The 25,935-nt window shown below is 55.6% G+C and carries 19 protein-coding genes; 11 read left to right on the top strand and 8 right to left on the bottom strand.

All coding sequences use genetic code 11. The features are described from left to right. The first annotated feature begins 77 nt into the window (after nucleotides 1–77). Nucleotides 78–2,063, top strand: coding sequence for a U32 family peptidase (locus tag L991_RS06005; protein WP_047393293.1), 1,986 nt, complete (start codon nucleotides 78–80; stop codon nucleotides 2,061–2,063). A gap of 120 nt (nucleotides 2,064–2,183) precedes the next feature. Here the strand turns inward: L991_RS06005 and L991_RS06000 are convergent, their stop codons facing one another. Further along, on the bottom strand, nucleotides 2,184–2,504 hold the full coding sequence (locus L991_RS06000) for an antitoxin Xre/MbcA/ParS toxin-binding domain-containing protein (RefSeq protein ID WP_028449207.1): 321 nt from the start codon (nucleotides 2,502–2,504) through the stop codon (nucleotides 2,184–2,186). Between the two features lie 66 nt (nucleotides 2,505–2,570). After that, on the bottom strand, nucleotides 2,571–2,894 hold the full coding sequence (locus L991_RS05995) for a rhodanese-like domain-containing protein (protein ID WP_047393291.1): 324 nt from the start codon (nucleotides 2,892–2,894) through the stop codon (nucleotides 2,571–2,573). Between the two features lie 132 nt (nucleotides 2,895–3,026). On the opposite strand from L991_RS05995, the gene L991_RS05990 reads away from it, so the two are divergent. From L991_RS05990 to L991_RS16895, 3 genes are all read left to right on the top strand, one after another. Then, on the top strand, nucleotides 3,027–3,500 hold the full coding sequence (locus L991_RS05990) for a DMT family transporter (RefSeq protein WP_047393289.1): 474 nt from the start codon (nucleotides 3,027–3,029) through the stop codon (nucleotides 3,498–3,500). A 20-nt stretch (nucleotides 3,501–3,520) separates the two neighbouring features. Then, on the top strand, nucleotides 3,521–4,204 hold the full coding sequence (locus tag L991_RS05985) for a TIGR01621 family pseudouridine synthase (protein WP_047393286.1): 684 nt from the start codon (nucleotides 3,521–3,523) through the stop codon (nucleotides 4,202–4,204). A gap of 288 nt (nucleotides 4,205–4,492) precedes the next feature. Next, entirely contained in the window at nucleotides 4,493–6,535 is a 2,043-nt protein-coding gene (locus L991_RS16895) for a glycoside hydrolase family 19 protein (protein WP_197053826.1), read from the top strand. Between the two features lie 142 nt (nucleotides 6,536–6,677). On the opposite strand, the gene L991_RS16420 is transcribed toward L991_RS16895, so the two are convergent. Next, nucleotides 6,678–7,469, bottom strand: coding sequence for a tetratricopeptide repeat protein (locus tag L991_RS16420; protein ID WP_052190657.1), 792 nt, complete (start codon nucleotides 7,467–7,469; stop codon nucleotides 6,678–6,680). Nucleotides 7,470–7,505: 36 nt separating this feature from the next. Then, a complete protein-coding gene (locus tag L991_RS05970; RefSeq protein ID WP_047393283.1) occupies nucleotides 7,506–9,596 on the bottom strand; it encodes a bifunctional 2',3'-cyclic-nucleotide 2'-phosphodiesterase/3'-nucleotidase in 2,091 nt (696 codons plus the stop codon). A 438-nt stretch (nucleotides 9,597–10,034) separates the two neighbouring features. Here L991_RS05970 and L991_RS05965 point away from each other — a divergent pair, with 438 nt between their 5' ends. Beyond that, nucleotides 10,035–11,864 (top strand): ABC transporter ATP-binding protein, encoded by a 1,830-nt coding sequence (locus L991_RS05965; RefSeq protein WP_047393279.1) that lies wholly within the window; start codon nucleotides 10,035–10,037, stop codon nucleotides 11,862–11,864. 281 nt (nucleotides 11,865–12,145) lie between these two features. On the opposite strand, the gene L991_RS17910 is transcribed toward L991_RS05965, so the two are convergent. Together L991_RS17910 and L991_RS05955 are read right to left on the bottom strand one after the other, a co-directional pair. Further along, nucleotides 12,146–15,706 (bottom strand): ATP-binding protein, encoded by a 3,561-nt coding sequence (locus tag L991_RS17910; RefSeq protein WP_052190656.1) that lies wholly within the window; start codon nucleotides 15,704–15,706, stop codon nucleotides 12,146–12,148. A 285-nt stretch (nucleotides 15,707–15,991) separates the two neighbouring features. Then, nucleotides 15,992–16,360, bottom strand: a complete 369-nt coding sequence (locus L991_RS05955; protein ID WP_047393277.1) for an Mth938-like domain-containing protein — start codon at nucleotides 16,358–16,360, stop codon at nucleotides 15,992–15,994. A 153-nt stretch (nucleotides 16,361–16,513) separates the two neighbouring features. Between L991_RS05955 and L991_RS05950 the strand changes: the two genes are divergently transcribed. The 5 genes from L991_RS05950 to L991_RS05930 all read left to right on the top strand — a co-directional run bounded on the left by L991_RS05950 (nucleotide 16,514) and on the right by L991_RS05930 (nucleotide 21,890). Next, nucleotides 16,514–17,758 carry a pyridoxal phosphate-dependent aminotransferase gene (locus tag L991_RS05950; protein ID WP_034619000.1) on the top strand — a complete coding sequence of 415 codons (1,245 nt, stop codon included), beginning with the start codon at nucleotides 16,514–16,516 and terminating at the stop codon, nucleotides 17,756–17,758. 54 nt (nucleotides 17,759–17,812) lie between these two features. After that, entirely contained in the window at nucleotides 17,813–19,117 is a 1,305-nt protein-coding gene (locus L991_RS05945) for a homoserine dehydrogenase (protein ID WP_028449200.1), read from the top strand. 7 nt (nucleotides 19,118–19,124) lie between these two features. After that, entirely contained in the window at nucleotides 19,125–19,586 is a 462-nt protein-coding gene (locus L991_RS05940; protein WP_197053825.1) for a hypothetical protein, read from the top strand. A gap of 59 nt (nucleotides 19,587–19,645) precedes the next feature. Continuing rightward, nucleotides 19,646–21,091 carry a threonine synthase gene (thrC, locus tag L991_RS05935; protein WP_047393272.1) on the top strand — a complete coding sequence of 482 codons (1,446 nt, stop codon included), beginning with the start codon at nucleotides 19,646–19,648 and terminating at the stop codon, nucleotides 21,089–21,091. 397 nt (nucleotides 21,092–21,488) lie between these two features. Beyond that, the gene (locus L991_RS05930) at nucleotides 21,489–21,890 is read left to right on the top strand and encodes a hypothetical protein (RefSeq protein ID WP_156129003.1); all 402 of its coding nucleotides are present in this window, start codon (nucleotides 21,489–21,491) and stop codon (nucleotides 21,888–21,890) included. Between the two features lie 70 nt (nucleotides 21,891–21,960). Here L991_RS05930 and L991_RS05925 read toward each other — a convergent pair whose 3' ends face one another. Both L991_RS05925 and L991_RS05920 read right to left on the bottom strand, forming a co-directional pair. Continuing rightward, the gene (locus tag L991_RS05925; RefSeq protein WP_028449196.1) at nucleotides 21,961–22,866 is read right to left on the bottom strand and encodes a response regulator; all 906 of its coding nucleotides are present in this window, start codon (nucleotides 22,864–22,866) and stop codon (nucleotides 21,961–21,963) included. A 24-nt stretch (nucleotides 22,867–22,890) separates the two neighbouring features. Then, nucleotides 22,891–23,685 carry a ParA family protein gene (locus tag L991_RS05920; protein ID WP_047393481.1) on the bottom strand — a complete coding sequence of 265 codons (795 nt, stop codon included), beginning with the start codon at nucleotides 23,683–23,685 and terminating at the stop codon, nucleotides 22,891–22,893. A gap of 222 nt (nucleotides 23,686–23,907) precedes the next feature. Between L991_RS05920 and htpG the strand changes: the two genes are divergently transcribed. Further along, entirely contained in the window at nucleotides 23,908–25,809 is a 1,902-nt protein-coding gene (gene htpG, locus L991_RS05915; protein ID WP_028449194.1) for a molecular chaperone HtpG, read from the top strand. The last annotated feature ends 126 nt before the right edge of the window (nucleotides 25,810–25,935 follow it).

Genomic DNA, 25,935 nt, shown 5'->3' with positions numbered 1-25,935 from the left:
CCTTGGCAAATCTGCCGCACAAGCCTTTGATTCCGCTATACTTCCGCGCCTTAATGCTTCACATACCGGATTGACCCATGCTGTTGCCGCACCAACTCGAATTGCTTGCCCCGGCCAAAACCGCCGAAATCGGCCGCGAAGCCATCCTGCATGGCGCCGATGCCGTGTATATCGGCGGACCGGGCTTTGGCGCGCGGCATAATGCCGCCAATTCGGTGGCGGATATTGCCGGGCTGGTTGAATTTGCCCATCGTTATCACGCACGGATTTTCGTGACGCTCAATACGATTTTGCATGACTCCGAGCTTGAGCCGGCGCGCCAGCAGATTATTGAGCTCTACAACGCGGGTGTGGATGCGCTAATCGTGCAAGACATGGGCGTGCTGGCCCTGGATATTCCACCGATTCAGTTGCACGCCAGCACACAATGCGATATTCGCACCCCCGAAAAAGCCGCCTTTTTGGCCGACGCAGGCTTTTCGCAAGTGGTGTTGGCGCGCGAGCTGGGCTTGGGCAAGGTCAAACAGATCAGTGATTACATGGGTGATCGCGCCACGATTGAATACTTTATTCACGGCGCGCTGTGTGTGGCGTTTTCGGGCCAGTGCAATATCAGCCACGCGCACACTGGCCGCAGCGCCAATCGTGGCGATTGCTCGCAAGCCTGTCGATTGCCGTACACGCTGACCGATCAAAATGGCCGTGTCGTCGCGTTCGACAAGCATCTGCTGTCGATGAAAGACAATGACCAGACCAATAATCTGGAAGCGCTGATCGACGCGGGCGTGCGCTCGTTCAAGATCGAAGGCCGCTACAAAGACCTGCAGTATGTGAAAAACATCACCGCACATTATCGCCTGCTGCTCGACGAAATCATGGCCGAGCGCAGCGAATTTGCCCCAGCTTCCAGTGGGCGCACCGAGCTGTTTTTCCGCCCGAACGTGGATAAATCGTTCCACCGCGGCCACACCGATTATTTTGCCACCGGCCGTAAAGAAGACATCGGCGCCTTTGATTCACCGAAATACGTTGGCGTGCCGCTCGGCACTGTCACCAAGGTGACCGATAAGTATTTCGAGCTGGAAGTCGCCGATCAGAACGACGCGATGAGCAATGGCGACGGGCTGAACTTCATGAAAAAACGTGAAGTGATCGGTGTGCAAGCCAATACCGTGGAAGCCGCGAATAAAGCTGCCGGCATCTGGCGCGTGTTCCCGAATGAAATGATGAGCGAATTGGTTGGTCTGAAAGCCGGTACGCCCATCCACCGCAACCGCGATCACGCGTGGGAGCAGGCGCTGACGAAAAAATCGGCCGAGCGCAAAATCGGCGCTTGGCTCACCTTGAATGAAACCAGCTCTGGGCTGGCACTGACGATGACCGACGCCGACGGCTGCACGGCCACCGCGCAAGTCGAGCTGGCGCTCGAAATCGCGCAAAATGCCGACAAAGCTTGGAGCACGCTGCGCGATAATCTGGCCAAATTGGGCAACACGATGTTTTACGCCGAAGACGTGGCGCTCAATCTAACCCAACCCTGGTTTGCGCCCGCGTCGGTGATTAATGCACTGCGCCGCGAGGCGGTGGAGCGATTAGAGGCAGCCCGCAGCGCCGCTTGGGTGCGGCCCGAGCGCAAAGCCGAGCTCAACCCGCCGCCGGTGTATCCCGAAGACACTCTGTCGTTTCTGGGCAATGTTTACAACGCCAAAGCACGCGAGTTTTACGCCAAGCATGGGGTTAAATTGATTGCTGCCGCCTACGAGGCGCACGAAGAAGCCGGCGAAGTACCGCTGATGGTTACCAAACATTGCCTGCGCTTTTCGTTCAATCTGTGTCCGAAACAGGCCAAAGGGGTGATCGGGGTAAAAGGGCAGATTCGCGCCGAACCGATGACGCTGAGCTCAGGCAGCGAAAGTTACCGGCTGGAATTTGACTGTAAACCGTGCGAAATGCATGTGGTCGGCAAGATGAAATCACATATCCTGAAATCGCCACCGCCGACGACGGCCAATGCCCAAACCATTACCTTTTATAAAAGCAAACCGGACGGCTACGGCCACTAAGCCGTCACCCTTCACGCTTGGCGCTTTAGCCTGCGCGCATAATCACTAGCGCAGGCTCGCCGCCAGCATGTGCTGAAGCGCAAAAGAGGTTTAAGTTCTAAATCAGTTGAATGAGTGCGCTTATTCGGCGCCGGCTTGCCGCCACGGCGGCAACGGGTCGTATTGCAGCAGCAGCTGGCGCGCCAGCTCAACGCCGTTTTCCGTGCCCACCAAGGTAGCGGGCGCGGCGCCGTGCAGATCGTGATGCGGGCAGGTTAGCCATTTCACCACGGTGGGCAGATCGCCCAGCTTTTCGATCGCAATATCCAGCAAAGGCAGCCAGGGTAGGAAATCATAGGGCTCGAACTGCATCACCGCGCGCATGTCGGCATACAGATCGGGGTTGTGCGCCAGCTCATGTTCGAGCAGCGATAGAAACTCTTCGATTCGGCGTAATTCCATGGGTATTGGCCTAGCCGCCTTTATTTTATTAGCCCCTGGGCACATACCTAGGGGTATTTAATTTACTTAATAACGCGCCATCGTCGGGTCAACTTCATCGGCCCACGCCGCCACGCCACCATCCAGATTGATCATTTCAGCAAACCCCTGCCGCTCCAGAAAGCCGGCCACCTGATAGCTACGCACGCCGTGATGGCAGATCACCACATAGCAGGCATCCGGATCTAGCCGCGCTTGCTCGCTCGGGATATGACCCATCGGAATATTGATGCTGCCGGGGATTTGGCACAGGGCAAATTCCCATGGTTCACGCACATCCAGCAAATTGGGTGCCACTCGCTCGGCATCGGCTAGCCACTGGCTCAGTTCAACAGGGGTTAAGTGCTGCATGATCAGGTCCGTCTCGGGTCAAAAAAGCTCCGCTATTGTACGGACTCCCGCTTACCTTGATAGCAAATTTTGCGGCAAAAATCAGCCAAGCCAGTACAATCGGGGCCTGATTTCTTTTCGGATAGCCGCCCCATGAATAGCTTTTACGCTCTGTTTGCTCTGGTGATTGGGCTGGTGGTGCCACTGCAGGCCGCCATTAATAACCAGCTTAAAGCCATGATTGGGGGCAGCACCTTGCTAGCGGCGCTGGTGTCGTTCGTAGTGGGTTGCGTAACTTTGCTGCTCATTGCCCTTGCCAGTGGGCAAAAGCTGGGCGCATTGGCCGGCATCGCCAAAGCCGAGCCGTGGATGCTGGCGGGCGGTTTACTGGGCGCGATGTTCGTGTTTGGGACCACCCTGATCGCGCCCAAGCTCGGCGCGGCCTCGATGATGGCGCTGATTATCACCGGACAAGTCATCGCCTCTTTGCTGTTTGACCGTTTTGGCTGGCTGGGCTTGCCACTGCGCGAGCTGTCGTGGCCACGGCTCGCGGGCGCTGCCCTGATCGTCGTGGGCGTGCTGCTGGTTAATTTTGGCGATCAGTTCGCTAGCGCGCGCAGCGCCTGATCGATAGCACCAGAGCAGCTATGAGCATCACTATCCCTATTCTGGCGCAAGAGCCCGACTTTATCGTGGTGGATAAACCCGCTGGGCTCGACTTTCACAGCCAGGATTGCACCGCAGGCCTCGTGCAGCTGGTACGCGCACAAACGGGTTTAACCGAGCTGTATGCCGTGCACCGGCTGGACAAACTCACCTCCGGGCTCTTGCTCCTTGCGCGCAGCAGCGCCGCTGCCAGCGCGCTGGGGGAGCTATTTAGCCAGCATCAGATTCGCAAATATTATCTGGCCATCAGCGCGCACAAACCCAGTAAGAAACAGGGCAAAGTGCGCGGCGGCATCGAAAAAGGGCGTGGCGGTAGCTACCGCCTGGTGCGCGAAGGCGGGCAACTGGCGATCACGCAGTTTTTTAGTTATGGCCTCGGCGAAGGCTTACGGCTGTTTGCGCTCAAGCCGCTCACCGGCCGCACCCATCAGTTGCGCGTCACGCTCAAAAGCCTGGGCAGCCCGATTCTCGGCGACAGCCGCTATGGCGGCGGCGATAGTGACCGGGGGTATCTGCATGCATACGAGCTAGTATTTAGCCTACACGAACATACCTATCACTACCAATGCCCACCAAGCAGTGGCACAGCTTTTCTGACCACAGCTTGCAGCGCCCAGCTGGCGAGCTTAGGCTCACTAGACGCCCTGCCCTGGCCCGCAGCTTAAAGCCAACCCAACCTCATACCAACGTTATTTTTCTGCGCAATGAATGCGCCTAAATTCAAGTCGCTTTCGGTTCAGATTTGACCCGAATCAAAGTCAAAAATGACGTATAAATATCTCGAAAATTACACTGCCGTAATTTAAATAAGTGGATGAATTAAAACGACAAACGTGTGCTGACACACTAGGCAAAGCTTGTCAGCTTCGCTTACTATGGCAGGCACGGCAAAAGCCGTTTTCACACAAAGCACGGCCCGTCAGGACCGGCATAAGAAGGATGGAGACATCAAGATGATCCAGTTCAATAAATGGATGCTGGCTGCGATTCCGGCTGCCATCTGCTCGGCCCAGGTCCTAGCCGCCACCGCTTGGGACAGCAAAACGGTTTACACCGGCGGTCAAGTTGTGAGCTACCAAGGCAAAGATTACAAAGCCAAATGGTGGACACTGAATAACATCCCCGGCACCGAACAATGGGGCCCATGGGAACTCGTTGGCAACAGCACCGGCAGCACACCAGCTCCGACCGCGGTGGTGACTGCGGCGCCAACGACGGCGCCGACTACAGCCCCAACAAGCGTACCAACCAGCACGCCAACGGCTAAACCAAGCGCTACTCCTACCATCCCACCAGCTGCTGGCAGCTGCGCGGCTTGGGTTGAAGGCAATAGCTACAAAGCCGGCGACGTGGTGAATTTTGGCGGCGCCAGCTATACCGCCCTGTCGACTCACACCGCTTATGTGGGCGCGAACTGGAATCCAGCTGCGACCCCAACACTCTGGAAAGCCGGCGGCAACTGCAGCACTGGTGGTAGCACGCCTGCCCCAACTGCAACCCCCGTTGTGACCGTAGCTCCAACAGCAACGCCAGTGGTAACCGCCACCCCAACGGCCAAGCCAAGCGCTACGCCAGTCGTGACTGCGACGCCAACTGCTACACCAGTAGTAACGGTAAAACCAACGGCCACGCCGACCGCCACCCCTGTGGTAACGGTAGCGCCAACCCCAGTGGTCACCGCAGGCCCAACGGCTGCGCCAACTAGCGCACCAGCCGCCTACAAACCACAAATTACCTACATTACCGCGCCAGCGGGCTACCCAACTGACGCCCAATTCACCGCGGCTGAACGTGCGCTGTATAGCCAAGCCGGTGGCGATGCCCAAACCATCGACCGCATTCGCGAAGCGCTGCAAGTACGCGCCGATAGCGTGGTCGATGCGGTGGCACCAGGGTTAGCCAGCAACCCAGATAACGTACAACGCGTTGAGCGCGTATTGCCACGGGCGAAGTTTGATTACTTCTTCCCAGTGCGCAATGTGAAATACACCTACGAAAATCTGCTCAAAGGCGTGGCTAAATTCCCGGCTTATTGCAAAACCTACACCGATGGTCGCGATTCAGACCTGATCTGTAAAAAACTGCTGGCCACTTCATTTGCGCACTTTGCGCAAGAAACTGGCGCCAACTGGCCTGCACTGACGCCGGCCACGGCCCGCGGCTACGCCGATCAGAACAACGCCGTATTGGCCACTATGGAGCAAAACACCGCAATTCCAACCTTCCGCCAAGGCCTGTGGTTCCTGCGTGAACAAGGCATGCAAGAAGGTTCGGGTGTGGGTGGTTACCAAGACTGCTTTAACGGCGCAGGTGGCTCGATCTTCTCGATCTTCTATCCGTGCGGTAAAAACGCCCAAGGCCAGTACTTTAGCTACTTCGGTCGCGGCTCGAAGCAATTGTCTTGGAACTACAATTACGGCCCATTCAGCAAATCGCTGTACGGTGACGTGAATGTCTTGCTCGACAATCCAGGCCTGGTGGCAGACACCTGGATGAACTTCGCCTCTGCCATCTGGTTTGCCGTCTACCCACAATCGCCAAAACCACCAATGACTTGGGTTGTTGATGGCACCTGGCAGCCAAATCAGGTTGATATTGCCAACAATATGAAACCTGGCTTTGGCGCTACCACCTACATCATTAATGGTGGTATCGAGTGTGGCAAAGGCTCGGAAGCGCAGCAATCGCTGAACCGGATCGCGGCGTACAAAGAGTTCACCAAAGAGCTGGGCATTGATATCAGCAACGAGCAACTGACTTGCGGCACATCAAAAGGCTTTACCGATGGCTCAGCCGCGGCCACCAAAACCTATCTGGACAAAAACTGGGGCTACAACGGCAACAACCCAGGTGGCGTATCGTGGGCGTGTCAGTTGGTGAGCTACCAAACCCCATTTAGCCTGGCCAATACCGGCGACTACAAAGCCTGCGTAGATTACTTCTTCCGCGGCCAAGTAAAGTTCAACGGCCAGATCGTGGTTGACAACACCAAGTAATCGGCTTGGTATAAGCCAACAAAAACGGCAGCTGCGGCTGCCGTTTTTTATTGCCTTGAATCCTCATCCCCCCAATCAGGGTTCAGCCCCTCTGCGCCCGAGCTCACCTTCTATGCCAAACACAAGAAGGCCAAACTCCCGACTAAAAAAAGCGCACCAAGGCGGTATGACTGTCTTTACAGCTGGCAATATGCAACGCCATATTACGCAGCTGGCTAGCCCGCTCAGGGTTAACCTCCAGCCCCAGCTCGCCAAATTCATAGGCTAAAGCCAAATCTTGCAACGCCGGCGGATATTGCCGATTGGCCGCCTGCTGATACAGTCGCACCGCCTGTGCTTCATCGCGCGGCTTGCCATCCGCATAGCGATACCAATTGGCCAGGGTATACAGCGCCTGCCGGTCACCAGCGTGAGCGGCCTTTTCAATCAAAGCCCGCCCAGCCGCTTCATCTTTAGCGCCACCCAAACCTTGCCGCATCAATTGCCCCAGCAGAAATTGCGCCGCCGGCAAATCGGCAGCCTTCGCCAACCAATGCCGCGCCTGCACAGGGTCAGCCGCAGACTGCTGGCCTTGTACCAACATCGCCGCCAATTCATAACTAGCCGTATGATCGCCAGCCGCGGCGGCTTGTTGGTACCAGGCTAGTGCTTGGACTTGGCTCGCTTTATCCCCACGCAGATGATAGTCACGTGCCAGCAAGCGCAATGCCAGCGGATGTCCATGCTCAACGAGACGCCTCAGCTGTACCGCGCTCGCCTGATCGGCGCTCATATTCACCATCAGGGCGGTAACTTGTTCCGCCGGGGTAGCCAAAGCCAGTTGTCGCTGGTGTTCAGTCCAGCCATAGGCTGCCCCGGCCAACACGGCACCAACGAGCATACCCACAATGATTTTTTTCTTCTGCAACATAACAAAATTGGCCCGCTTGACCATCACAGCCAAGCGGGCCGACTCCTTTCCCAGCCTAGATTAATTCAGCGAACCGTAGCTCAGATCAACCTTGTACACCGCCGACGTCGCATCAGCACCAAACACCAGTTGGCCATTCGTGAAGCTCACGGCGCCATCTTTGTATTTAGTGAGGTGAGTAATGCCATCTTGCTTAGCCACATTCAGCGCATTCGCATCCGATGAGCTATTGAGCAGCACATTCCCCTTGGTCACAACGGTCACGAATTTCCAGTTGGGTTTCGCCCCTTGATTCGCCTGCGTCAGATTTTTCTGCGCTTTGATGTAATCAACGATGATGTCGCGGTTTGCGTCTTGCGCCACGATGATCGACTGGTTTGCAGACAGTGGGAAACCACCACCGCCGCCAGCGCGGTAGTTATTGGTTGCCACGATCACTTCCTGCGCTGGATCGAATGGCTTGCCATTCAATTGCAGATTCACAATCCGGCTACCGATTGGCTTGGTAACGTCGATTTCGTAGGTAACTCCTTCGATCTGGTCAAAGTTGTACGATGGGAACGTCGAGATCAGCAGCTGGTCGCTCGTGCTGTTCGGGTCAATCTGATTGAACTGCTTCGCAGATACTTCCAGCCAAGCTTTCACATCAGCCCCCGTAATCTTCACCGCTTGCAGCGTATTAGGGTACAGGTACAGGTCGGCTACGTTTTTAATTGCCACGGGGCCCGCTGCAATATCAGTAAAGCCAGTACCACGGAAATTCACCTTGAACGGCGCAGCCGCTGACAATACGGGCAGATTGGAGTACTGCGGCAGATTGTTTTTCACAAAGGTTTTCACATAGTCGATCTGCGCCAAGTTAATCAGGCGCATTGCCGCGGTTGGACCAACCTGGGCAAAGAAGGAACTGATGCGCAGCTCTGACGTACCCACTGGTGAATTCACATAATTGATCGTGGCTTTGTGCTCCGCCTCAATCAATTTACCGATTTCCGGCTTGCCCTCTGGCACAACCTTGGTGTTGCCGGTTTTGTCATCAGCTGGATTGATGTATTTCAGCTCAGAGTAGGAAGTCGGCGCAGTTTTCCAGGCTTTAGTAGCAGCATCGTATTGCAGGTTCAGCTTGATCACCCCCAAGGCTTTACCCCAGAAGCCGGACATCACGGTTGGAATACCGTTCACCAGACCTTTCTTGTTATCGATGTTTTTCAGATTGCTGTAGTTGCTGCCATCCGGGAAGAAACTATGCGAGTGGCCAGAGATAATCGCGGTCACGCCCGGTACGGTTGAAAGGTAATTCACCGGGTTTTCGGTATCTGCCGCATAAGCTTTGTCATCAATCCCGCCGTGAGCCACCGCAATAATAATGTCCGCACCGGCCTTTTTCATTTCCGGCACATATTTATCTGCGGCTGCTTTGGCGCTTTGCGTCACCACCTTGCCATCCAGGTGCAACTTATCCCACATGGTGATTTGCGTTGGGGTAAAGCCAATCACCCCCACTTTCAGTTTCACCGGTTTGCCATCGGCGGCGGTAAAACTACGCTCCAGAATCACATAAGGCTTGAAGATAGGCTGGTTGTCATTTTTATTCAGCGCATTTGACAGCACCAGCGGGAAACCAGGGCCCGCACAATTTTTAGCGTTATCCGCGCCAGCAATCCGCATATTGGTGCCGGTAACTTGCGACAGGAACGGCAAGCCGTAATTGAATTCATGGTTACCGATATTGGCCGCATCATAACCCATCAGGCTCATGGCCTTATACACTGCCAGCTTGGTGCCACAGGCCACAGGGCTCACCAGCGCTTGGTAATCACCCAAAGAAGTACCTTGAATGGTATCGCCATCATCCAGCAGCAGATTGTTGGGGTTTTCCTTGCGAGCTTGATCAATCAGGGTGGCGGTGCGTTCAAAACCGATTGCTTTATCTTCTGTGGTTTTGTAGTAGTCATAACTCATGATGTTTGTGTGGATATCCGTCGTACCCAACACCGCCAGATTTACTTTAGTACCATCTGCGGGTGCGGCATCGCCCGCAGCCGGGGTAGGGGTTGGTGTGGCTGGGGTAGGCTCAGTTGAACCACCGCACGCGGCCAAAGTCAGTGTCAGTGCGCTGCAAATCGCACCCGATATAACGCGAATTTTCATCATTGCTCCCTGTGTTTTATAGTGGTGAAACTGAGCTGGGGAGCTTAGGTCGCAATAATGACGTTTTAATAACGATTAAATGACACAAAAACAAGTTGCTGTTTATCAATAAAAAATCAGACGTTAATTTTTTATTAACCACAAAGAAAACAATAGAATTAAATTCTAATAAACATATAAAAAACAAAATCAGCCAACCGCAATTAGGTTTTACCGCAATATCTGGCTACTTTCCTCAGCGTGGCCATGCCTACGTACATCTGCAACTCACCTGGCTGCTTCAGCCTCTATATACCCCTGCCATGTATACAGCCAAAGGAATTAAATAATAATATTCTTGGGCATATACCCCAGCATCAGAGCTAGAGTATGGTCGGGGCCAGCCATCTCAGCGTATGATGGTGTTTATTCAATTATTGACCGCCTCTGCGCCTGCCAATGTTTAATTACTTTGAACGCCTGATCGACGCTTACCCGGAAAACCTCCCGCGCCGGCCGGCGCAGCTGCTGCCTTTTGTGTGGAGCTGCACCCAAGGGGCACGCGCGCATATTGTGTGGCTGGCCTTGTTTACCGCCGCCACCGGCGCGTTTGAAGCCCTGCTCTACAGCATGCTCGGCAATGTAGTGGAATGGCTGAGCGATACACCGCCGGCGCAATTGTGGGCGCTGCAAAAACACAATTTATTGCTGCTCTTGGGTATTTTATTGGCCAGCCCATTGCTAATTGCGCTGCAAACGCTGATCAAACATCAAACGCTGGCCGGTAATTTCCCGATGCGTTTGCGCTGGCAGTTTCACCGGCAGATGCTCAATCAGAGCATGAGCTTTTATCAGGATGAATTTGCCGGCCGGATTTCGGCCAAGGTGATGCAAACCGCGCTGGCGGTACGCGATACCGTGCTCACCTGCATGGATATTCTGGTGTTTGTGGTGATTTATTTTGTCACCATGACCGTGGTTGCCGGCGGCTTTGATCTGCGCCTGATGGGGCCATTTTTTGCCTGGTTGGCGCTGTATATTGCGGTGATGGTGTTTTTTGTGCCGCGCTTAAGCCGGGTTTCGCAGGCCCAAGCCGATGCCCGCTCGCTCATGACCGGGCGAGTAACCGATGCCTACACCAATATCACGACGGTAAAACTGTTTTCGCACGCCAACCGCGAGGCGGGCTTTGTGAAAACCGCGATGCAGGAATTCATGCTCACCGTACACCGCCAGATGCGACTGGTGAGCCTGTTCGAGATCGTGAATCATCTCTTAAGCATGCTGCTGATCGCCGCCACTGCCGGTATTGCCCTGTGGTTGTGGTTGCAAGGTGAGCTAGGGGTGGGCGCGGTGGCGGCCGCTACCGCTATGGCGCTGCGCCTGAGTGGGATGTCGCACTGGATCATGTGGGAAATGGCCGGGCTGTTTGAAAACATCGGCACCGTGCAAGATGGCCTGAACACCTTGGCCAAACCAGCGACGGTGCTTGATGCGCCCGAAGCGCCGGCGCTGCAAGTGCGCGCAGGCCTGATCGAATTTAAGCAAGTGCGCTTTGCATATGGCCCCGATAGCAAACCCGTGGTGGATGCGCTGAATCTACGCATTCAGCCTGGCGAGAAAATCGGGCTGGTTGGGCGCTCGGGCGCGGGCAAATCCACCATCGTGAATTTACTGCTGCGCTTTTATGATCTGCAGGCGGGCGAGATCTGCATCGATGGGCAGAATATCGCCGCGGTGACGCAAGATAGCCTGCGCCGGCAGATCGGGATGGTCACGCAAGACACCTCGCTCTTGCACCGCTCGGTACGCGATAACATTCTGTACGGCCAGCCTGATGCCAGTGATGCAGACATGATCGATGCCGCCCGCCGCGCGGAAGTGCATGATTTTATCGCTCAGCTCACCGACCCGCAGGGTCGACAAGGCTACGATGCGCATGTGGGCGAGCGCGGGGTGAAGCTCTCGGGCGGTCAACGCCAGCGGATTGCGATTGCACGGGTGATGCTGAAAAACGCCCCGATTTTGCTGCTGGATGAAGCCACCAGCGCGCTCGATTCGGAAGTAGAAGCCGCCATTCAGCACAGCCTGTATCAGCTCATGGAAGGCAAAACCGTGGTCGCCATCGCCCATCGGCTGTCAACGATTATGGCGATGGATCGGTTGATCGTGCTGGATCAGGGGCGGATTGTCGAGGAAGGCACGCACGCGCAGCTGCTGGCACACAATGGCATTTATGCGCGGCTGTGGGCGCATCAAAGTGGCGGCTTCTTGGGCGAAGAAGATTAATACCCACCTAACGTATCAGACTGAAAGCATTATCAATAAAAAGGCCGGGCGATATACCCAGCCCCAGGCCGCTAACCCAGCGGAAGAACTATATGCTTCAAGTCTCGGCATGGCCGAGCCGAGGAAATATGGTTCTGAATCTGCAGCCTTGATGTTCTATTCCCACCCCTCCCGTCCCCTCCATGAGAGGAGCCTCGCTTAGCGAGTGGGGGTGGTCATCAATCTGCGGCCGGGCAATATTCCCGGCCTGTTTATTACGATACCCGACACCAGCCACCGACTTACACCGGCGTGGCTTCTTCCTGTTTGGCCAACCACTGGGCAATCAAATCGCCAGCCTGCGCCTGTAATTGCCCCAGCCGCACCAACGCCGCCTCGTCGGGCAACACTCCGGCCTGCAATTGCAGCTCCAATTCGCCCGCCAGCGCATAAATTGGCCCCGCCGCAACTTGGGCGGCCACGCCCTTCAGGGTATGCGCATAGCGCTGCGCATCAGCAAACTGCCCGGCCGCCAAGTGCCCGCGCAGCACAGCCTCACAATCAGAAAAGCGCTCAACAAAGCGCGGCAACATTTTATGCAGCAATTTTAACGAGCCCATCTGCTGCAAAGCGGCGGGAAAATCCAGCAATGCGTCTGCATCCGTCAGCGGGGCCATGGTCGCCATGAGTGCAGTTTCTGCCGGCGCCACCGCTTCGCCTTGCCTATCGCCACGGCAATACGGCCGCAAAGCTTGCTGCAATTTTTGAGCATCAATTGGCTTGCTCAGATGCTCGTTCATCCCGGCCGCCAAACACAGCTCGCGCTCGCCTTCCATCGCATGCGCGGTCAGGGCAATAATTGGCAGGTCGGCAAAGCCTGGCAGAGCCCGAATGGCGCGCGTGGTATCGCGCCCATCCATTTCCGGCATCTGCACATCCATCAGCACCACATCAATCGGCATACTCATCAGCGCCGCAATCGCGGCATTGCCACTGCCCACCGGCGTTACCTGCGCGCCCAGATTGCGCAGCACTGTGGCGCCCAGGTCTAACAAGACATCGGTGTCTTCCACCAGCAGCACCCGCAAACCGGACAGCGCCATGCCGGCATCTGCCCCTACCGCCAAGGCCAGCGCCCGTTCGTCACGCGCCAGCTGTTGCGTCACGGCCTGCACAATCTGGCTCGGGATATACGGTTTACTAATCAGCGGGGCGCCGCCAAACGCTGGCAACTGGCTGCTGGCCATATCATCCGCGCCGTAGCACAGCAGTATGAGCGGCAAGCCGCCCTGCACTTGCGCCACAATCTGCGGACAGGGGCCTTGATCAGTCAGGCAAAACTGCGGCTGAATCAACAAAAGATCCAGCGGATGCCCGCCCTCGAAATACGCCGCCAGCTGGGCCGGATTATTCAGCGCCGTCGAGCTGATCCCCAGCGCTGCCAGATGCAGCGCCAAATGCGCGGCGTGGTCTTCATTTTGATCGGCGATTACGGCATGGCGCTCGCTAAATTGCGGCAAGCTCACTGCCTGCATGCCGCGTGGCATCCGCAGCGTAAAGCGGAAACAGGAGCCCAGCCCCGGCTCACTATCTACCTCAATACAGCCGCCCATCAACTGAATCAGCTGCTGGCTAATCGCCAGCCCCAGCCCCGAGCCCCCAAAGCGGCGGGTGGTGGATGAATCGGCCTGACTAAAGAGCTGAAACAGCCGCTCACGCGCTTGCGGGTTAATCCCGATCCCTGAGTCGCGCACCGCAAAGGCCAGCTCTACTGCATGCGCCTCAGCCGCCGTTTGCATCAGGCTTAAAGTCACATCACCGCGCTCGGTAAACTTCACGGCGTTATTGAGTAGATTCAGCAGCACCTGCCCCAGCCGCAGCGAATCGCCCACCAACTGATGCGGTACCCGCGGGTCAATTTCGAAATTCAGGCGCAGATCTTTATCCTGCGCCTGAATGGCAACCGTACCGGCCAGCTGGCTCAAGAGCTGCATCAGATCAAAAGGCTCGCGCTCGACTTCGAGCTTATGCGCCTCGATTTTCGAGAAATCGAGCACATCATTCACCACGCCCAACAGCATCTGCGCCGAGCTTTGCGCCCGGGTCAGGTATTGCTGCTGCAAGCTCGATAATGGCGTTTCGCTCACCAGCTGCGTATAGCCCAGAATAGCCGATAGCGGGGTGCGGATTTCGTGGCTCATATTGGCGAGGAATTCGCTCGTGATCTTGGCCGCGGCCTGCGCCTCATCGCGCGCTTCGATCAGCGCTTGCTGCTGGCTATTTTGCTGCTGGAGCAAGGCGCGAAATTGCATCACCCCACGCTCGATATCGGAAATCTCGTCATCGCCCTGCACAATAATCGGCTCGGCCAATTCGCCTTCCGACAATTGCCGCATCGACTGCGCCAAACGCTCCAGCCGGCGATTGATATTGTTCGAGATATAAAACCAGCCCATCACCAACGCCACCACCACAGCCAAACCAGCCGCGCCCAGTAGCCACCAACTACTGCTGCGAATATCCCGATCCAGCGACACCACTTTGCCACTCAGCGCGCCTGAAATGGCCTGCCCCAGCTGCTGCGTGGTTTGCAGGAAATCTTGCGTAATCTGCGTGTTTTCGCGGGCGATTTTCTCCAGCAGCGCCTCTAGCGTCAGCCGGCGCTGCGCCAGCTCAAACACCTTGCGCGATTGCTCGTTCAGCATCACCACCGCATTCAGGCTTGGGCCTAGGCCACTGCGAATCTGTGGCAGCACGATTTTTTGCCCCGCAGCCTGCGCATGCTGATACAGCTGCGCGAAATCTTTACGCCCTTGCGCCAGCTCTTGCGGGCTCTTGGCCGCGATCGTGCGGCGCAAGGTATTACTTAACTCCAGATAATCACTTTTGAGTTGCTCGCTGGCGGTTAAGGTTTGTACCTGGGTATTGACTAAATTCACCACTGAAGCGGTGGCACTTTGGGTAATCAGATCACCCTGCCGGTTGTGTTCGGCCATTTCCCGCTGATTGAATTTGCTGGCGTTGCGATAAAAATCCATCATCGCGCCAAGCGCCTCGCGCGACACCGAACGCATCGGCCCGCGCAAGATTTTCAGCATTTTCAGCCCTTCATCGCGAAACTCCGGATCAGTGAGCTGAAATTGCTTTTCCAGCCGTTCCAAGATTTCCGGCCCCTTGCGGCGATAGCCCTCTTCGCCCTCCACGGCGATCAGGCTGGCCAGGCGAAAGATATCCGCCCGAATCAGATTGGTGGCCAAGCGCTCGTTTTGATCTTGCTCGGTGAGTTTGGCCCATTGCTGGCCAGCGGCCACCGAGGCGCGGCCAGTGGCCAAGAGCATTTCTTCCTGCGCCTTATGCAGCAAAGGCTCGATTTTTTGCTCGAACTGTTGACGCTGCTCATCCACTTGGGCCAGCACTGCCGCGTTTTGCTTTTCGATTTCGATCAGGTCGGTGACGATTTGGTTGGTTTCGACCGCTTGTTTGGCCAGCAGCTGATAATGTTTTTGCAAGCGGCTGATGTCGGCGGGGCCCGATTCGGTGAGCTTCAGGGCGCGGATGGCATCAAGATACAGTGGCGCGCCACCCTGCAATTGCTGCAAAGTGCGAAAAGCCTCGCGGCGCTCGGCATCATTGGTGGCCGAGGACAGCTGATGCAGGGCCAGAGCCAACTCTAAACTATTGGTTTCCAGCCCGGCCACGGCGCGGGTTGCGGGATAGCTTTCGCGGGAAATATTGCTGTAGGTTTGATCGACGGAGCGGAAAACCCAAAACGCCGCCAGACCCGCGATCAGGGTCGTGGCGGCCACGACGATAAAGGCAATTCGCAGCCGCAAGGTCAGCGACTTTAACAGGGCTATGGGCATTGCCAATCTCTCTGGTACGAGCAAGTGAAAGTCGGCAATTGGCGTTAGAGCAGTTAGCCCGGCAACACCACTGCCTTCATCTCATGTCTGTCTGCGCCGTCTAACGCGGCACTGGTTTCTTATCTTACCAGAGTCTTTTTCTTTCAGATAAAGCAATAAACGGCTGTAGATATAAGACAACAGCCCGGCAAATGCCTTTAAAACAGCCGTTTAAATCTGTCAGGTGTAATACCACTTGCCCCGCTGTGGCCGATTTCACCGTTGATCAGTTGCCCATGCGCTGGCTTAGCGATGCAACACCAGCGCCAGCACGCGGCGATCTTCCGCCACCAGCACATTAAAGGTGCGGCAGAGTGCGCCCGTGCCCATCACATCCACGCCGATGCGCTTGGCAGACAAGGCCGCATAAAGCTGCGGATGCGGAAACTGGATCGCCGCCCCAGTCCCCAGCAGCACCAGCTCGGGTTGATAATCGAGCAACTGGGTAAAGTCATCAGCTGTTAGCTCGGCAAAGCTGGCTGGGCGCCATGGCTGCAGATCATCAGGCAAGATCAGTAGGCTACCGGCATGTCGCACTTCATTGACCTGCACCGATTCGGCATCGTAGGCGGTAATCTGGTTTAAATGCTCGACTTTGGACTGGTGCAATTTCATGGCAAACCTCGCTAACAAACTGGCTGGCATTTTAAAGCAAGCCCTGCTGGCTGTGTGCTGTGCGAATTGATACTTAATTGTTTGTTCCGCCAACCGAATCTTTCGCTACAATACGGGGTTTCCCTGAAAAACCAGCGCACGGACGCCACCCCGATGGAAGCCATCCTCAAATCCAATAAATTGCTGAATGTCTGTTACGAAATCCGCGGCCCGATCCCGGAGCGAGCGCGGCAGATGGAAGAGGACGGCCACCGCATTATCAAGCTCAATATTGGCAATCTGGCCAACTTTGGTTTTGATGCGCCCGAAGAAGTGGTGCAAGACGTGATCCGCAATCTATCCAATGCCGCCGGCTACGTGGATAGCAAAGGTCTGTTTCAGGCCCGCAAAGCGGTGATGCATTACACCCAGCAGAAAAACATCAAAGATGTCACCGTCGACGATGTTTACATCGGCAATGGCGCATCCGAGCTGATCGTGATGAGCATGCAGGCCCTACTGAATAATGGCGATGAAGTCCTGGTGCCGGCCCCCGATTATCCGCTGTGGACGGCCGCAGTCAGCCTGGCGGGCGGCAAGCCACGCCACTATGTGTGTGAAGAGAGCAATCAGTGGTATCCATCGATTGACGATATGCGCGCCAAAATCACCGACAAAACCCGCGCGATTGTGGTGATCAACCCGAACAACCCCACCGGCGCGCTGTATCCGGATGAATTGCTGCTGCAGATTATCGAGCTGGCGCGCGAGCATGGCCTGATTATTTACGCCGACGAAATCTACGACAAAGTGCTGTACGACGGCGTGAAACACACCTCCATCGCCTCGCTGGCCGATGACGTGCTGTTTGTCACCTTCAATGGCCTGTCTAAAAACTACCGTGCGTGCGGCTACCGCGCTGGCTGGATGATTGTGTCGGGCAATAAAAAGCCGGCTAAAGACTATATCGAAGGCCTGAATATGCTGGCCACGATGCGTTTGTGCGCCAATGTGCCGGCCCAATACGCCATTCAAACCGCCCTGGGCGGCTATCAGAGCATTGATGATCTGGTTAAAGAAGGCGGCCGGCTGGCGAAGCAGCGCGACCTCGCCTACGAGATGCTCAACGCCATTCCCGGCGTGAGTGTCGTCAAACCGAAAGCGGCTTTGTATATGTTCCCGAAACTGGATCCGGCCATTTACCCGGTGAGCGACGATCAGCAGCTGATGCTGGAATTACTCACCGAAGAAAAAGTACTGCTGGTACAAGGTACTGGCTTTAACTGGCATCAGCCCGATCACTTCCGCGTGGTCTTCCTGCCGAATGTCGACGATCTGACCGAAGCGCTGAGCCGTGTGGCCCGCTTCTTGCAAAATTGGCGCAAACGGCATGGCACGGGCGAATTTGCCAGCAAATAAGCACCCTATTCGTAAAAACTGCGAGGCTCGACCTCGGCTTGCAAGGAAATGAACATGAAAGCAATTAACGTAGGCCTGTGTGGTGTCGGCACTGTTGGTGGCGGCACTGCCACCGTATTGCAACGCAACGCCAATGAAATCGCCCGCCGTGCTGGCCGCCCTATCGTGGTCAAAATGGCCGCCAACCGTGATCTGGCGCGTGCCAAAGAATTGTGTGGCGATGACGTCATCATCACCGACAACGCGATGGACGTGGTAAACCACCCCGAGATCGACATCGTGGTGGAATTGATCGGTGGCACCACCATTGCCAAAGACGTGGTGCTGGCCGCAATCGAAAACGGCAAACACGTTGTTACCGCCAATAAAAAACTGATTGCCGAATACGGCAACGAAATCTTCGCCAAAGCACAAGCCAAAGGCGTGATGGTCGCGTTTGAAGCCGCCGTTGCGGGCGGGATTCCGGTGATCAAGGCGCTGCGCGAAGGCCTGACTGCCAACCAGATCGAATGGGTAGCCGGCATTATCAACGGCACTTCCAACTTCATCCTGACCGAAATGCGTGATAAAGGCTCCGCCTTTGCCGACGTACTGGCTGAAGCCCAACGCCTAGGCTACGCCGAGGCGGACCCAACGTTTGACATCGAAGGCCACGATGCCGCGCACAAGCTCACCATCATGAGCGCGATTGCATTTGGTATTCCGGTGCAGTTCGATAAAGCCTACCTGGAAGGCATCAGCAAACTGGAAGCCGCCGACATCAAATACGCCGCCGAACTCGGCTATCGCATCAAGCTGCTGGGCATGACCCGCCGCCGCGAAAACGGCATCGAGCTGCGCGTATCCCCCACCCTGATTCCGGCTGGCCGCCTGATTGCCAATGTGGATGGCGTGATGAATGCCGTACTGGTGAAAGGCGATGCTGTGGGCGCCACCATGTATTACGGCCCGGGCGCCGGCGCCGAGCCGACCGCGTCTTCGGTGATTGCCGACCTGGTTGATATCACCCGCCTGCACACCGCCGACCCAGAGCACCGCGTACCGCATCTGGCCTTCCAGCCTAGCGCGATGGCCAATCTGCCGATTCTGCCGATCGACGAAGTCGAAACCTGCTACTACCTGCGCCTGAGCGTGAAAGACCTGCCGGGTGTACTGGCCGATGTCACCACCATCCTCGCCGAAGGCCAGATTTCTGTGGATGCCATGCTGCAAAAACCCGCCGGTGACAGCGCCGAGATCGTGATCGTGACCCATACCGCGGTCGAGAAAAACGTCAACGCCGCCATCGCCAAGATCGAAGCACTGGCGTCGTGCAATGGCAAGATTGTGAAATTGCGTCTGGAACACTTAAACGGTTAATTTGGCTATGAGCGGCGCTTTAATGCCGCTCTTTTCCTACACAAGGTGCTTTATGCGTGTGCTTTTACGCCATCGACTGATCACATTACTGCTGAGCTGCACACTGACTGGTTTTGCTTTTGCGGATGAAAAAGCCAATACCGATGAGCTGAAACTGGATATTTTCCGCTATGCACTGGTCAGTTCATGCATGCGCGATGCCAGTGGCCTTGCCTCACTGGGCAAAAACTTAGCTCAATTTGATCTCACGCTGGATCAAAAATCGCTCTGCAATTGCGTTGGGGGCAACCTCATCCGCGACCCACAACTTAAAGCGGTTTTACTCAGTGCGGATGCAAATACGCAGTTAAGTGCGGAAACCAGCAAAAAACAGATTGGCGGTAAGACCATGCAGCTCGCTTTTGCTTGCGCTTCCGCGATTCTAAAAGAGCAACTGCAAAGCGGTGAGAAAAAGACCACCACTCAATGATACCCAGCCAAGGTATCTACACACAGATCAATCAAAATAAACATCACGGGCCTATACCCATGAAATACATCTCTACCCGCGGTGGCGTTGCCGCCCAGCAATTTAGCGATATCCTGCTTGGTGGCCTGATGGCCGATGGTGGTTTGTCGATTCCGGAAAGCTACCCGCAGTTTGCCACCGCCGAGCTCGCGCAGCTGGCCACATTGAACTACCGCGACTTGGCTTTTGCCGTGATCAGCCGCTTTGTGGATGACATTCCGGCGGCCGACTTGAAAGCGCTGATCGACAAAACCTACACCGCGGCCGTGTACTGCAATGGCCGCAATGCCAGCGATGCCGATCAGATCACGCCGGTGATTAAGCTCGATGACACGCTGTACGTGCAAGAGCTGTCGAACGGCCCGACGCTGGCTTTCAAAGACATGGCCATGCAGCTCTTGGGCAATCTGTTTGAATACGTGCTGGCCGCCAAGGGCGAGCAAGTGAATATTCTGGGCGCGACTTCAGGCGATACCGGCTCGGCGGCTGAATACGCCATGCGCGGCAAAAAAGGCGTGAATGTCTTTATGCTGTCGCCGTTTGGCAAAATGAGTCCCTTCCAGCGCGCGCAGATGTTTAGCCTGCAAGATGACAACATCTACAACCTGTCCGTCCACGGCTTTTTCGATGCCTGCCAAGACATCGTCAAAGACGTGAACAAAGACGCGGCCTACAAAGCCAAATACAAAATCGGCGCGGTCAATTCGATCAACTGGGGCCGCATCGTGGCGCAGGTGGTGTATTACTTCAAAGGCTATTTCGCCACTATCGCCGCCACCGGCCGTGCCGTGGGCGATAGCGTCGATTTCTGTGTGCCATCGGGCAATTTCGGCAATATCTGCGCCGGCCATATCGCCCGCCAGATGGGCTTGCCGATTGGTCAGCTGATCGTGGCCACCAACGAAAACGACGTGCTGGACGAATTCTTCAAAACCGGCGGCTACCACCCTCGCGGGCTCGATCGCACCTACGAAACCACCAGCCCATCCATGGACATCACCAAAGCCTCGAATCTGGAGCGCTTTGTGTTTGATCTGCTGGGGCGCGATGCCAGCAAGCTGGCCGCCATGTGGCAAGCAGTAGAAAGCGGTGGTGGCTTTGATCTGCCAGCCGAAGACTTTGCCCGCATGCGCGATGTGTATGGCTTTAAATCCGAAGCCAGCACCCACGCCGACCGCGTGGCGCATATCCGCGAAGTATTCGCCCAATTTGGCGTACAGATCGATCCGCACACCGCCGATGGCTACAAAGCCGCTAAAGCGCACCGCAACCCGGCCGTTCCGATGGTAATTATGGAAACCGCCCTGCCGGCCAAGTTTGAAACCACCATGCTCGAAGCCCTGAATCAACCGCCAGCCCGGCCAGCTGGTTTGGCCGGTCTCGAAGAGCTACCACAGCGCTTTGACGCCATCGCCGCCGATGCCGAGCAAGTGAAAGCTTATCTAGCCGAGCGCATCAAGTTGTAAACATACTGGGCTTCACCCTGAACCAAACAAAACCCCGCGCCAGCGGGGTTTTTGCTGAGCGCAAGATTCAAGTCAAAGCCCGTGAGATGGTGATGAAAAGCCCTCTTCGCCAACTTGTAGCAATGGGTATAGCCGCAGAAGCTTTGATTTTCATAGATTTCACAGCGATACCTAGGCGTGTATATATGCCAGCATGTGAATTGGCGCAACGCGAACAGCGAAAGACACACTGCGCTGAAATTTACCCAGGACACAGCCGTCGCACCGAAACACCACGCGGTACGCGCAAGCTGCTACGACGAGGAAAGAAGATTAGACTAGGCGAAATGGCGACGGACTGCTGTCGGCCAAAAACAGATATTTATCTTAAATCTTATCGTCATTTCAAAAGAACCAAATGCGGACCCATCTTGAATTTGTATCGCCACATTTCCCACCTTATGATGATGAATTTGAAACTGTTAACCCGAATAGGTACGGCAAAAGATTGGCCGACTTCTTAGCCAAAGAATTAACCGCCGATGGATTTACAATTAAAAATGTCATTGCTGAGGACTGGGGCTGGATGGTCTCACTAGACAATCCTAAATTCACCCTTTGGATTGGTTGTGGCAACTATGAAGAGTTCGATAATGGCTTTCTTTGCTTTATAGAAGCATCTACACCTTTCTTCGCTAATTTATTTTCTAAAATTGATATTGAGCCTGCTGTTGAGAAACTAGCAACAGCCATAGAAAGCATCTTGCTAAACAGCCCAAAAGTGACTCAACTCCGATGGTGGAACGAAGATGAATCTTAATGTTTAATCTGATTTGGATCGTTAGCTGCTCCAACAAAAAACCGCCTCACGGCGGTTTTTTGTTGAATCATCAGTTTTTCTTAATTCGCACCAGCACTTCATTCCCACAGCCCTGATATTCCACGCTGTCGAACGAGAGCATCCGCGCCATTGAAATCCCGCGGCCATGCGGGTCGAAGGCGCGTTCAGGTGAAAATTCGAGGAAGGGCTGCCAATCAAAACCGCGGCCTTCGTCTTTGATGCGGATCTGCACTTCTTCGGCCGCGCTGGCAAATTGCACCACCACCACGCGATCTTTGTACGTCGGGTCTTGCAGGCGGGCTTCGACTTCATCTTGCCAGCGGCCGGTTTGCAAGAGGCGGGTTTTTTCGCCGTAGCTGATCGCCAAATTGCCGTGCTCGACGGCATTCACCAAGAGCTCGGATAAGCCCAGCGCCACCCGTTGCGGATCGGGGCAGGCGCGGGAGAGCAGCAAGGTCAGCTGGCGGGCTTCATCGAGTGAGCGAAAGTGAAACTGGCCATTCACCAGCAATTTGTACGAATCAGCGTGCTCGGCGATTTCGCGCTCGAGCTGGCTGCGCTCGGTGTGAAAGCCCACCGCGGCGGCCACGATCGCCAGCAGCATTTCGCGCTGAAAAGGTTTGATCAGATAGTAATACGCGCCCGCGGCGAGGCCTTCTTGCACGTTTTCTGCGGCGCCCACCGCGGTTTGCATAATCACGGGCACATGCTGGAATTCGGGGTGTTGCTTGAGTTTGGCCAGCACCTGCATGCCATCCATGCGCGGCATCATGCGGTCGAGCAAGATGGTATCAAAGCCGATGCGATCGCTTTGCAGCACTTCCCACGCTTCTTCTCCATCCATCGCGGTGGCAGTCTCGTAGCCGGCATCGTGCAGATGCTCGGAGAGAATTTCCAGATTGAATGGTTCGTCATCGACGATCAGAACACGCCCGGGTTTGGCGGTGGGATTCATTGCAACGTCCTCGTCATACATGGCTTACTCGGCAATATACGCTGCTTGATCAGCACTGGCTAATTCAGCGTACAGGGCGACAAATTCTTGCGCCAATTTGTGGCGCGGATCCAGCGCCACCAACGGCAGGCTGCGTTCGTGCGATTCGCGCACCTTCACCGAGCTGGACAGCCGGGTTTGCAATACCGGCAAATGCTGGGCTTCCAGCTCTTGCACCAGCCGCTGCGGCAGGCTGGCACGCGGCTGAAATTGATTGACCACAATCCCTTCGATTTGCAGATCGGCATTGTGATCCTGGCGAATTTCCTCCACCCGCGCCAACAACCCCAGCAAGGCATCACGCGAGAAGGTATCGCAATCAAACGGAATCAGGCAGCCGGTGGCGGCGATCAGCGCCGAGAGGGTGAAGAAATTAAGCGCTGGCGGCGTATCGATATACACCTCATCAAACTGCCCGGTGAGCTCGGCCAGCGTTTCGCGCAATTTGTAGATTTTGTAGCGGGATTCGAGCTTGCTTTGCTGCTCGGCAATCGCCGGATGTGAGGGCATTAAAAATAGATTGTCGAGCCCCGTGGCGTGGATAAACTCGGCCGGGCCTTTGGCATAGAGCGAAAAATTCAGCACTTGCTCGAAAAAGCCGGCGAGATTGGGCTCTAGCTGTTCGCCCGATACCCCCATCAGGTAATGGGTGGAATTGCCCTGCGGATCAAGATCAACGACCAATACCCGCTTGCCGGCTGCCGCAGCCACCGCCGCCAGATTGACCGTAATGGTGGATTTGCCCACCCCGCCCTTCTGATTGAACACCACCCGTCGCAACATCGTCTGCCACCCCGTTTCGCCGCATCCATCATGCTGCGCCCACTATACCACTGCCCTGCTGCGCCGCCGATGTACGCGTCAGTCTCGTGTCATCAAGGCAACGCCATACCCGTAGTGTATGCAGGGTCTTGAAGCCGATTAACTTAGCCCCATTTAGACAAAGATCGCCGCCAACGCGGCTCTATTACTTGTCTGCAACCCCACAGGGATAGAAGAACCATGAGTAAAGAAACCCTAGGCTTTCAGGCCGAAGTTAAACAACTGCTGCAATTGATGATTCACTCTTTGTATTCCAACAAAGAGATTTTCCTGCGCGAGCTGGTATCCAACGCCTCTGACGCTTGCGACAAGCTGCGCTTTGAAGCCATCAATAACGACAGCCTGTACGGCAGCGACCCTGAGCTGAAAATCCGCGTGAGCTTTGATAAAGACGCCAAAACCGTCACCATCAGCGACAACGGTATCGGGATGAGCCGCGAAGAGGTCATCAAAAACATCGGTACCATCGCGCGCTCGGGCACCAAGGAATTTTTCAGCCAGCTTTCGGGCGACGCACAAAAAGACGCCCACCTGATCGGCCAATTTGGCGTGGGCTTTTATTCGGCCTTTATCGTGGCCGACAAAGTCAGCCTAACCACCCGCCGCGCCGGCGAAACCGCCGCCACGCGCTGGGAATCAGCTGGTGATGGCGAATTCACGCTCGAAGACGTAGCGAAAGAGAGCCGCGGTACCGAGATTGTGCTGCACCTGAAAGACGGCGAAGAGGAATTTCTCAGCGATTGGCGCCTGCGCAGCATTATCCGTAAATACTCAGATCACATTACCTTGCCGATCGTGATGGCCGCTCAAGCCGGCTACAACGAAGACGGCTCGATCAAACCCGCGGAAGGTGACGAAACCGTTAACCAGGCTAATGCTTTGTGGACGCGCAGCAAGTCTGAGATTACCGACGAGCAATACACCGAATTCTACAAACACGTTGCCCACGACTTTGAAGCGCCACTGGCCTGGAGCCACGCGAAAGTCGAAGGTCGGCAGGAATACACCGAGCTTTTGTATGTGCCGCAACGCGCGCCGTTTGATTTATATGATCGCGAACGTCGCCACGGCGTGAAGCTGTATGTGCGCCGCGTGTTCATCATGGAAGACAGCGAAAAATTGCTGCCGCAATACCTGCGCTTTATCCGCGGCGTGATCGACTCATCTGACCTGCCACTGAACGTATCGCGCGAAATCTTGCAGCACAGCAAAGACATCGAGCAAATCAAATCCGGTTGTGTGAAAAAAGTACTGGGTATGCTCGAAGGCCTGGCTAATTCGGAAGACGCGGCAGAGCAAGAGAAATACGCGAAATTCTGGAGTGAATTTGGCCGCGTACTGAAAGAAGGCGTGGGCGAAGACTTCGCCAACAAAGAGCGCATTGCCGGCCTGTGCCGTTTTGCCTCAACGCATACCGATTCGGCCGAACAAACCGTCTCGCTGAAAGACTACATCGCGCGGATGAAAGACGGCCAGGAGCTGATCTATTTCATCACTGCCGATTCATTTGCCGCCGCGAAAAACAGCCCGCACCTCGAAGTCTTCCGCAAAAAAGGCATCGAAGTCTTGTTGCTGAGCGATCGCGTGGACGAATGGGCGTTTAGTGGCCTGACCGAATTTGAAGGCAAAAAACTGCAATCGGTGGCTAAAGGTGAGCTAGACCTCGAGAAATTCACCGACGAAGAAGAGAAAAAACAGCAAGAAGCGGCCGCAACTGAGCTCAAAGACGTGCTGGAGCAAATGAAAGGCGTGCTCGGCGAATCGGTGAAAGACATTCGCGTAACCCACCGCCTGACCGACAGCCCGGCGTGCTTGGTGGTAGAAAACACCGATATGAGCGCGAATTTGGAGCGCCTGTTGAAATCGGCCGGCCAAGATGTTCAAGGCAGCAAACCGATTCTGGAAGTGAACCCAAGCCACCCGCTGGTGAACAAGCTGAAAGCCCAAAGCAGCAGCGGCCAATTTGGCGACTGGACGCAATTGCTGTTTGATCAGGCGCTACTGGCCGAAGGTGGCCAGCTGCCCGACCCAGCTGCGTTCGTAAAACGTCTGAATGGCCTGATGCTGGCGCTGCAAGACTAATACCACCTCGGGTATAGCCCTATAAGGCAAGCTAGATAAATTCTGCTAGCATATACCCCACCAACCGGCCCTGCGGGGCCGGTTTTCTTTTATGCACCAAGGCCCGCACCAATACGCGGCAAAGCC

Origin of the sequence: Chitinibacter sp. ZOR0017, assembly GCF_000799095.1 — a bacterium.
GTDB lineage: Bacteria > Pseudomonadota > Gammaproteobacteria > Burkholderiales > Chitinibacteraceae > Chitinibacter > Chitinibacter tainanensis.
The sequence above is the reverse complement of the archived record's forward strand: the minus strand, read 5'-3'. Positions and strand labels throughout refer to the sequence as shown.

Coding starts and splice junctions, on each gene's coding strand:
- L991_RS06005 (WP_047393293.1), top strand. CDS start 78: ATGCTGTTGCCGCACCAACTCGAATTGCTTGCCCCGGCCAAAACCGCC.
- L991_RS06000 (WP_028449207.1), bottom strand. CDS start 2,504: ATGGAATTACGCCGAATCGAAGAGTTTCTATCGCTGCTCGAACATGAG.
- L991_RS05995 (WP_047393291.1), bottom strand. CDS start 2,894: ATGCAGCACTTAACCCCTGTTGAACTGAGCCAGTGGCTAGCCGATGCC.
- L991_RS05990 (WP_047393289.1), top strand. CDS start 3,027: ATGAATAGCTTTTACGCTCTGTTTGCTCTGGTGATTGGGCTGGTGGTG.
- L991_RS05985 (WP_047393286.1), top strand. CDS start 3,521: ATGAGCATCACTATCCCTATTCTGGCGCAAGAGCCCGACTTTATCGTG.
- L991_RS16895 (WP_197053826.1), top strand. CDS start 4,493: ATGATCCAGTTCAATAAATGGATGCTGGCTGCGATTCCGGCTGCCATC.
- L991_RS16420 (WP_052190657.1), bottom strand. CDS start 7,469: ATGGTCAAGCGGGCCAATTTTGTTATGTTGCAGAAGAAAAAAATCATT.
- L991_RS05970 (WP_047393283.1), bottom strand. CDS start 9,596: ATGAAAATTCGCGTTATATCGGGTGCGATTTGCAGCGCACTGACACTG.
- L991_RS05965 (WP_047393279.1), top strand. CDS start 10,035: ATGTTTAATTACTTTGAACGCCTGATCGACGCTTACCCGGAAAACCTC.
- L991_RS17910 (WP_052190656.1), bottom strand. CDS start 15,706: ATGCCCATAGCCCTGTTAAAGTCGCTGACCTTGCGGCTGCGAATTGCC.
- L991_RS05955 (WP_047393277.1), bottom strand. CDS start 16,360: ATGAAATTGCACCAGTCCAAAGTCGAGCATTTAAACCAGATTACCGCC.
- L991_RS05950 (WP_034619000.1), top strand. CDS start 16,514: ATGGAAGCCATCCTCAAATCCAATAAATTGCTGAATGTCTGTTACGAA.
- L991_RS05945 (WP_028449200.1), top strand. CDS start 17,813: ATGAAAGCAATTAACGTAGGCCTGTGTGGTGTCGGCACTGTTGGTGGC.
- L991_RS05940 (WP_197053825.1), top strand. CDS start 19,125: ATGAGCGGCGCTTTAATGCCGCTCTTTTCCTACACAAGGTGCTTTATG.
- thrC (WP_047393272.1), top strand. CDS start 19,646: ATGAAATACATCTCTACCCGCGGTGGCGTTGCCGCCCAGCAATTTAGC.
- L991_RS05930 (WP_156129003.1), top strand. CDS start 21,489: ATGCGGACCCATCTTGAATTTGTATCGCCACATTTCCCACCTTATGAT.
- L991_RS05925 (WP_028449196.1), bottom strand. CDS start 22,866: ATGAATCCCACCGCCAAACCCGGGCGTGTTCTGATCGTCGATGACGAA.
- htpG (WP_028449194.1), top strand. CDS start 23,908: ATGAGTAAAGAAACCCTAGGCTTTCAGGCCGAAGTTAAACAACTGCTG.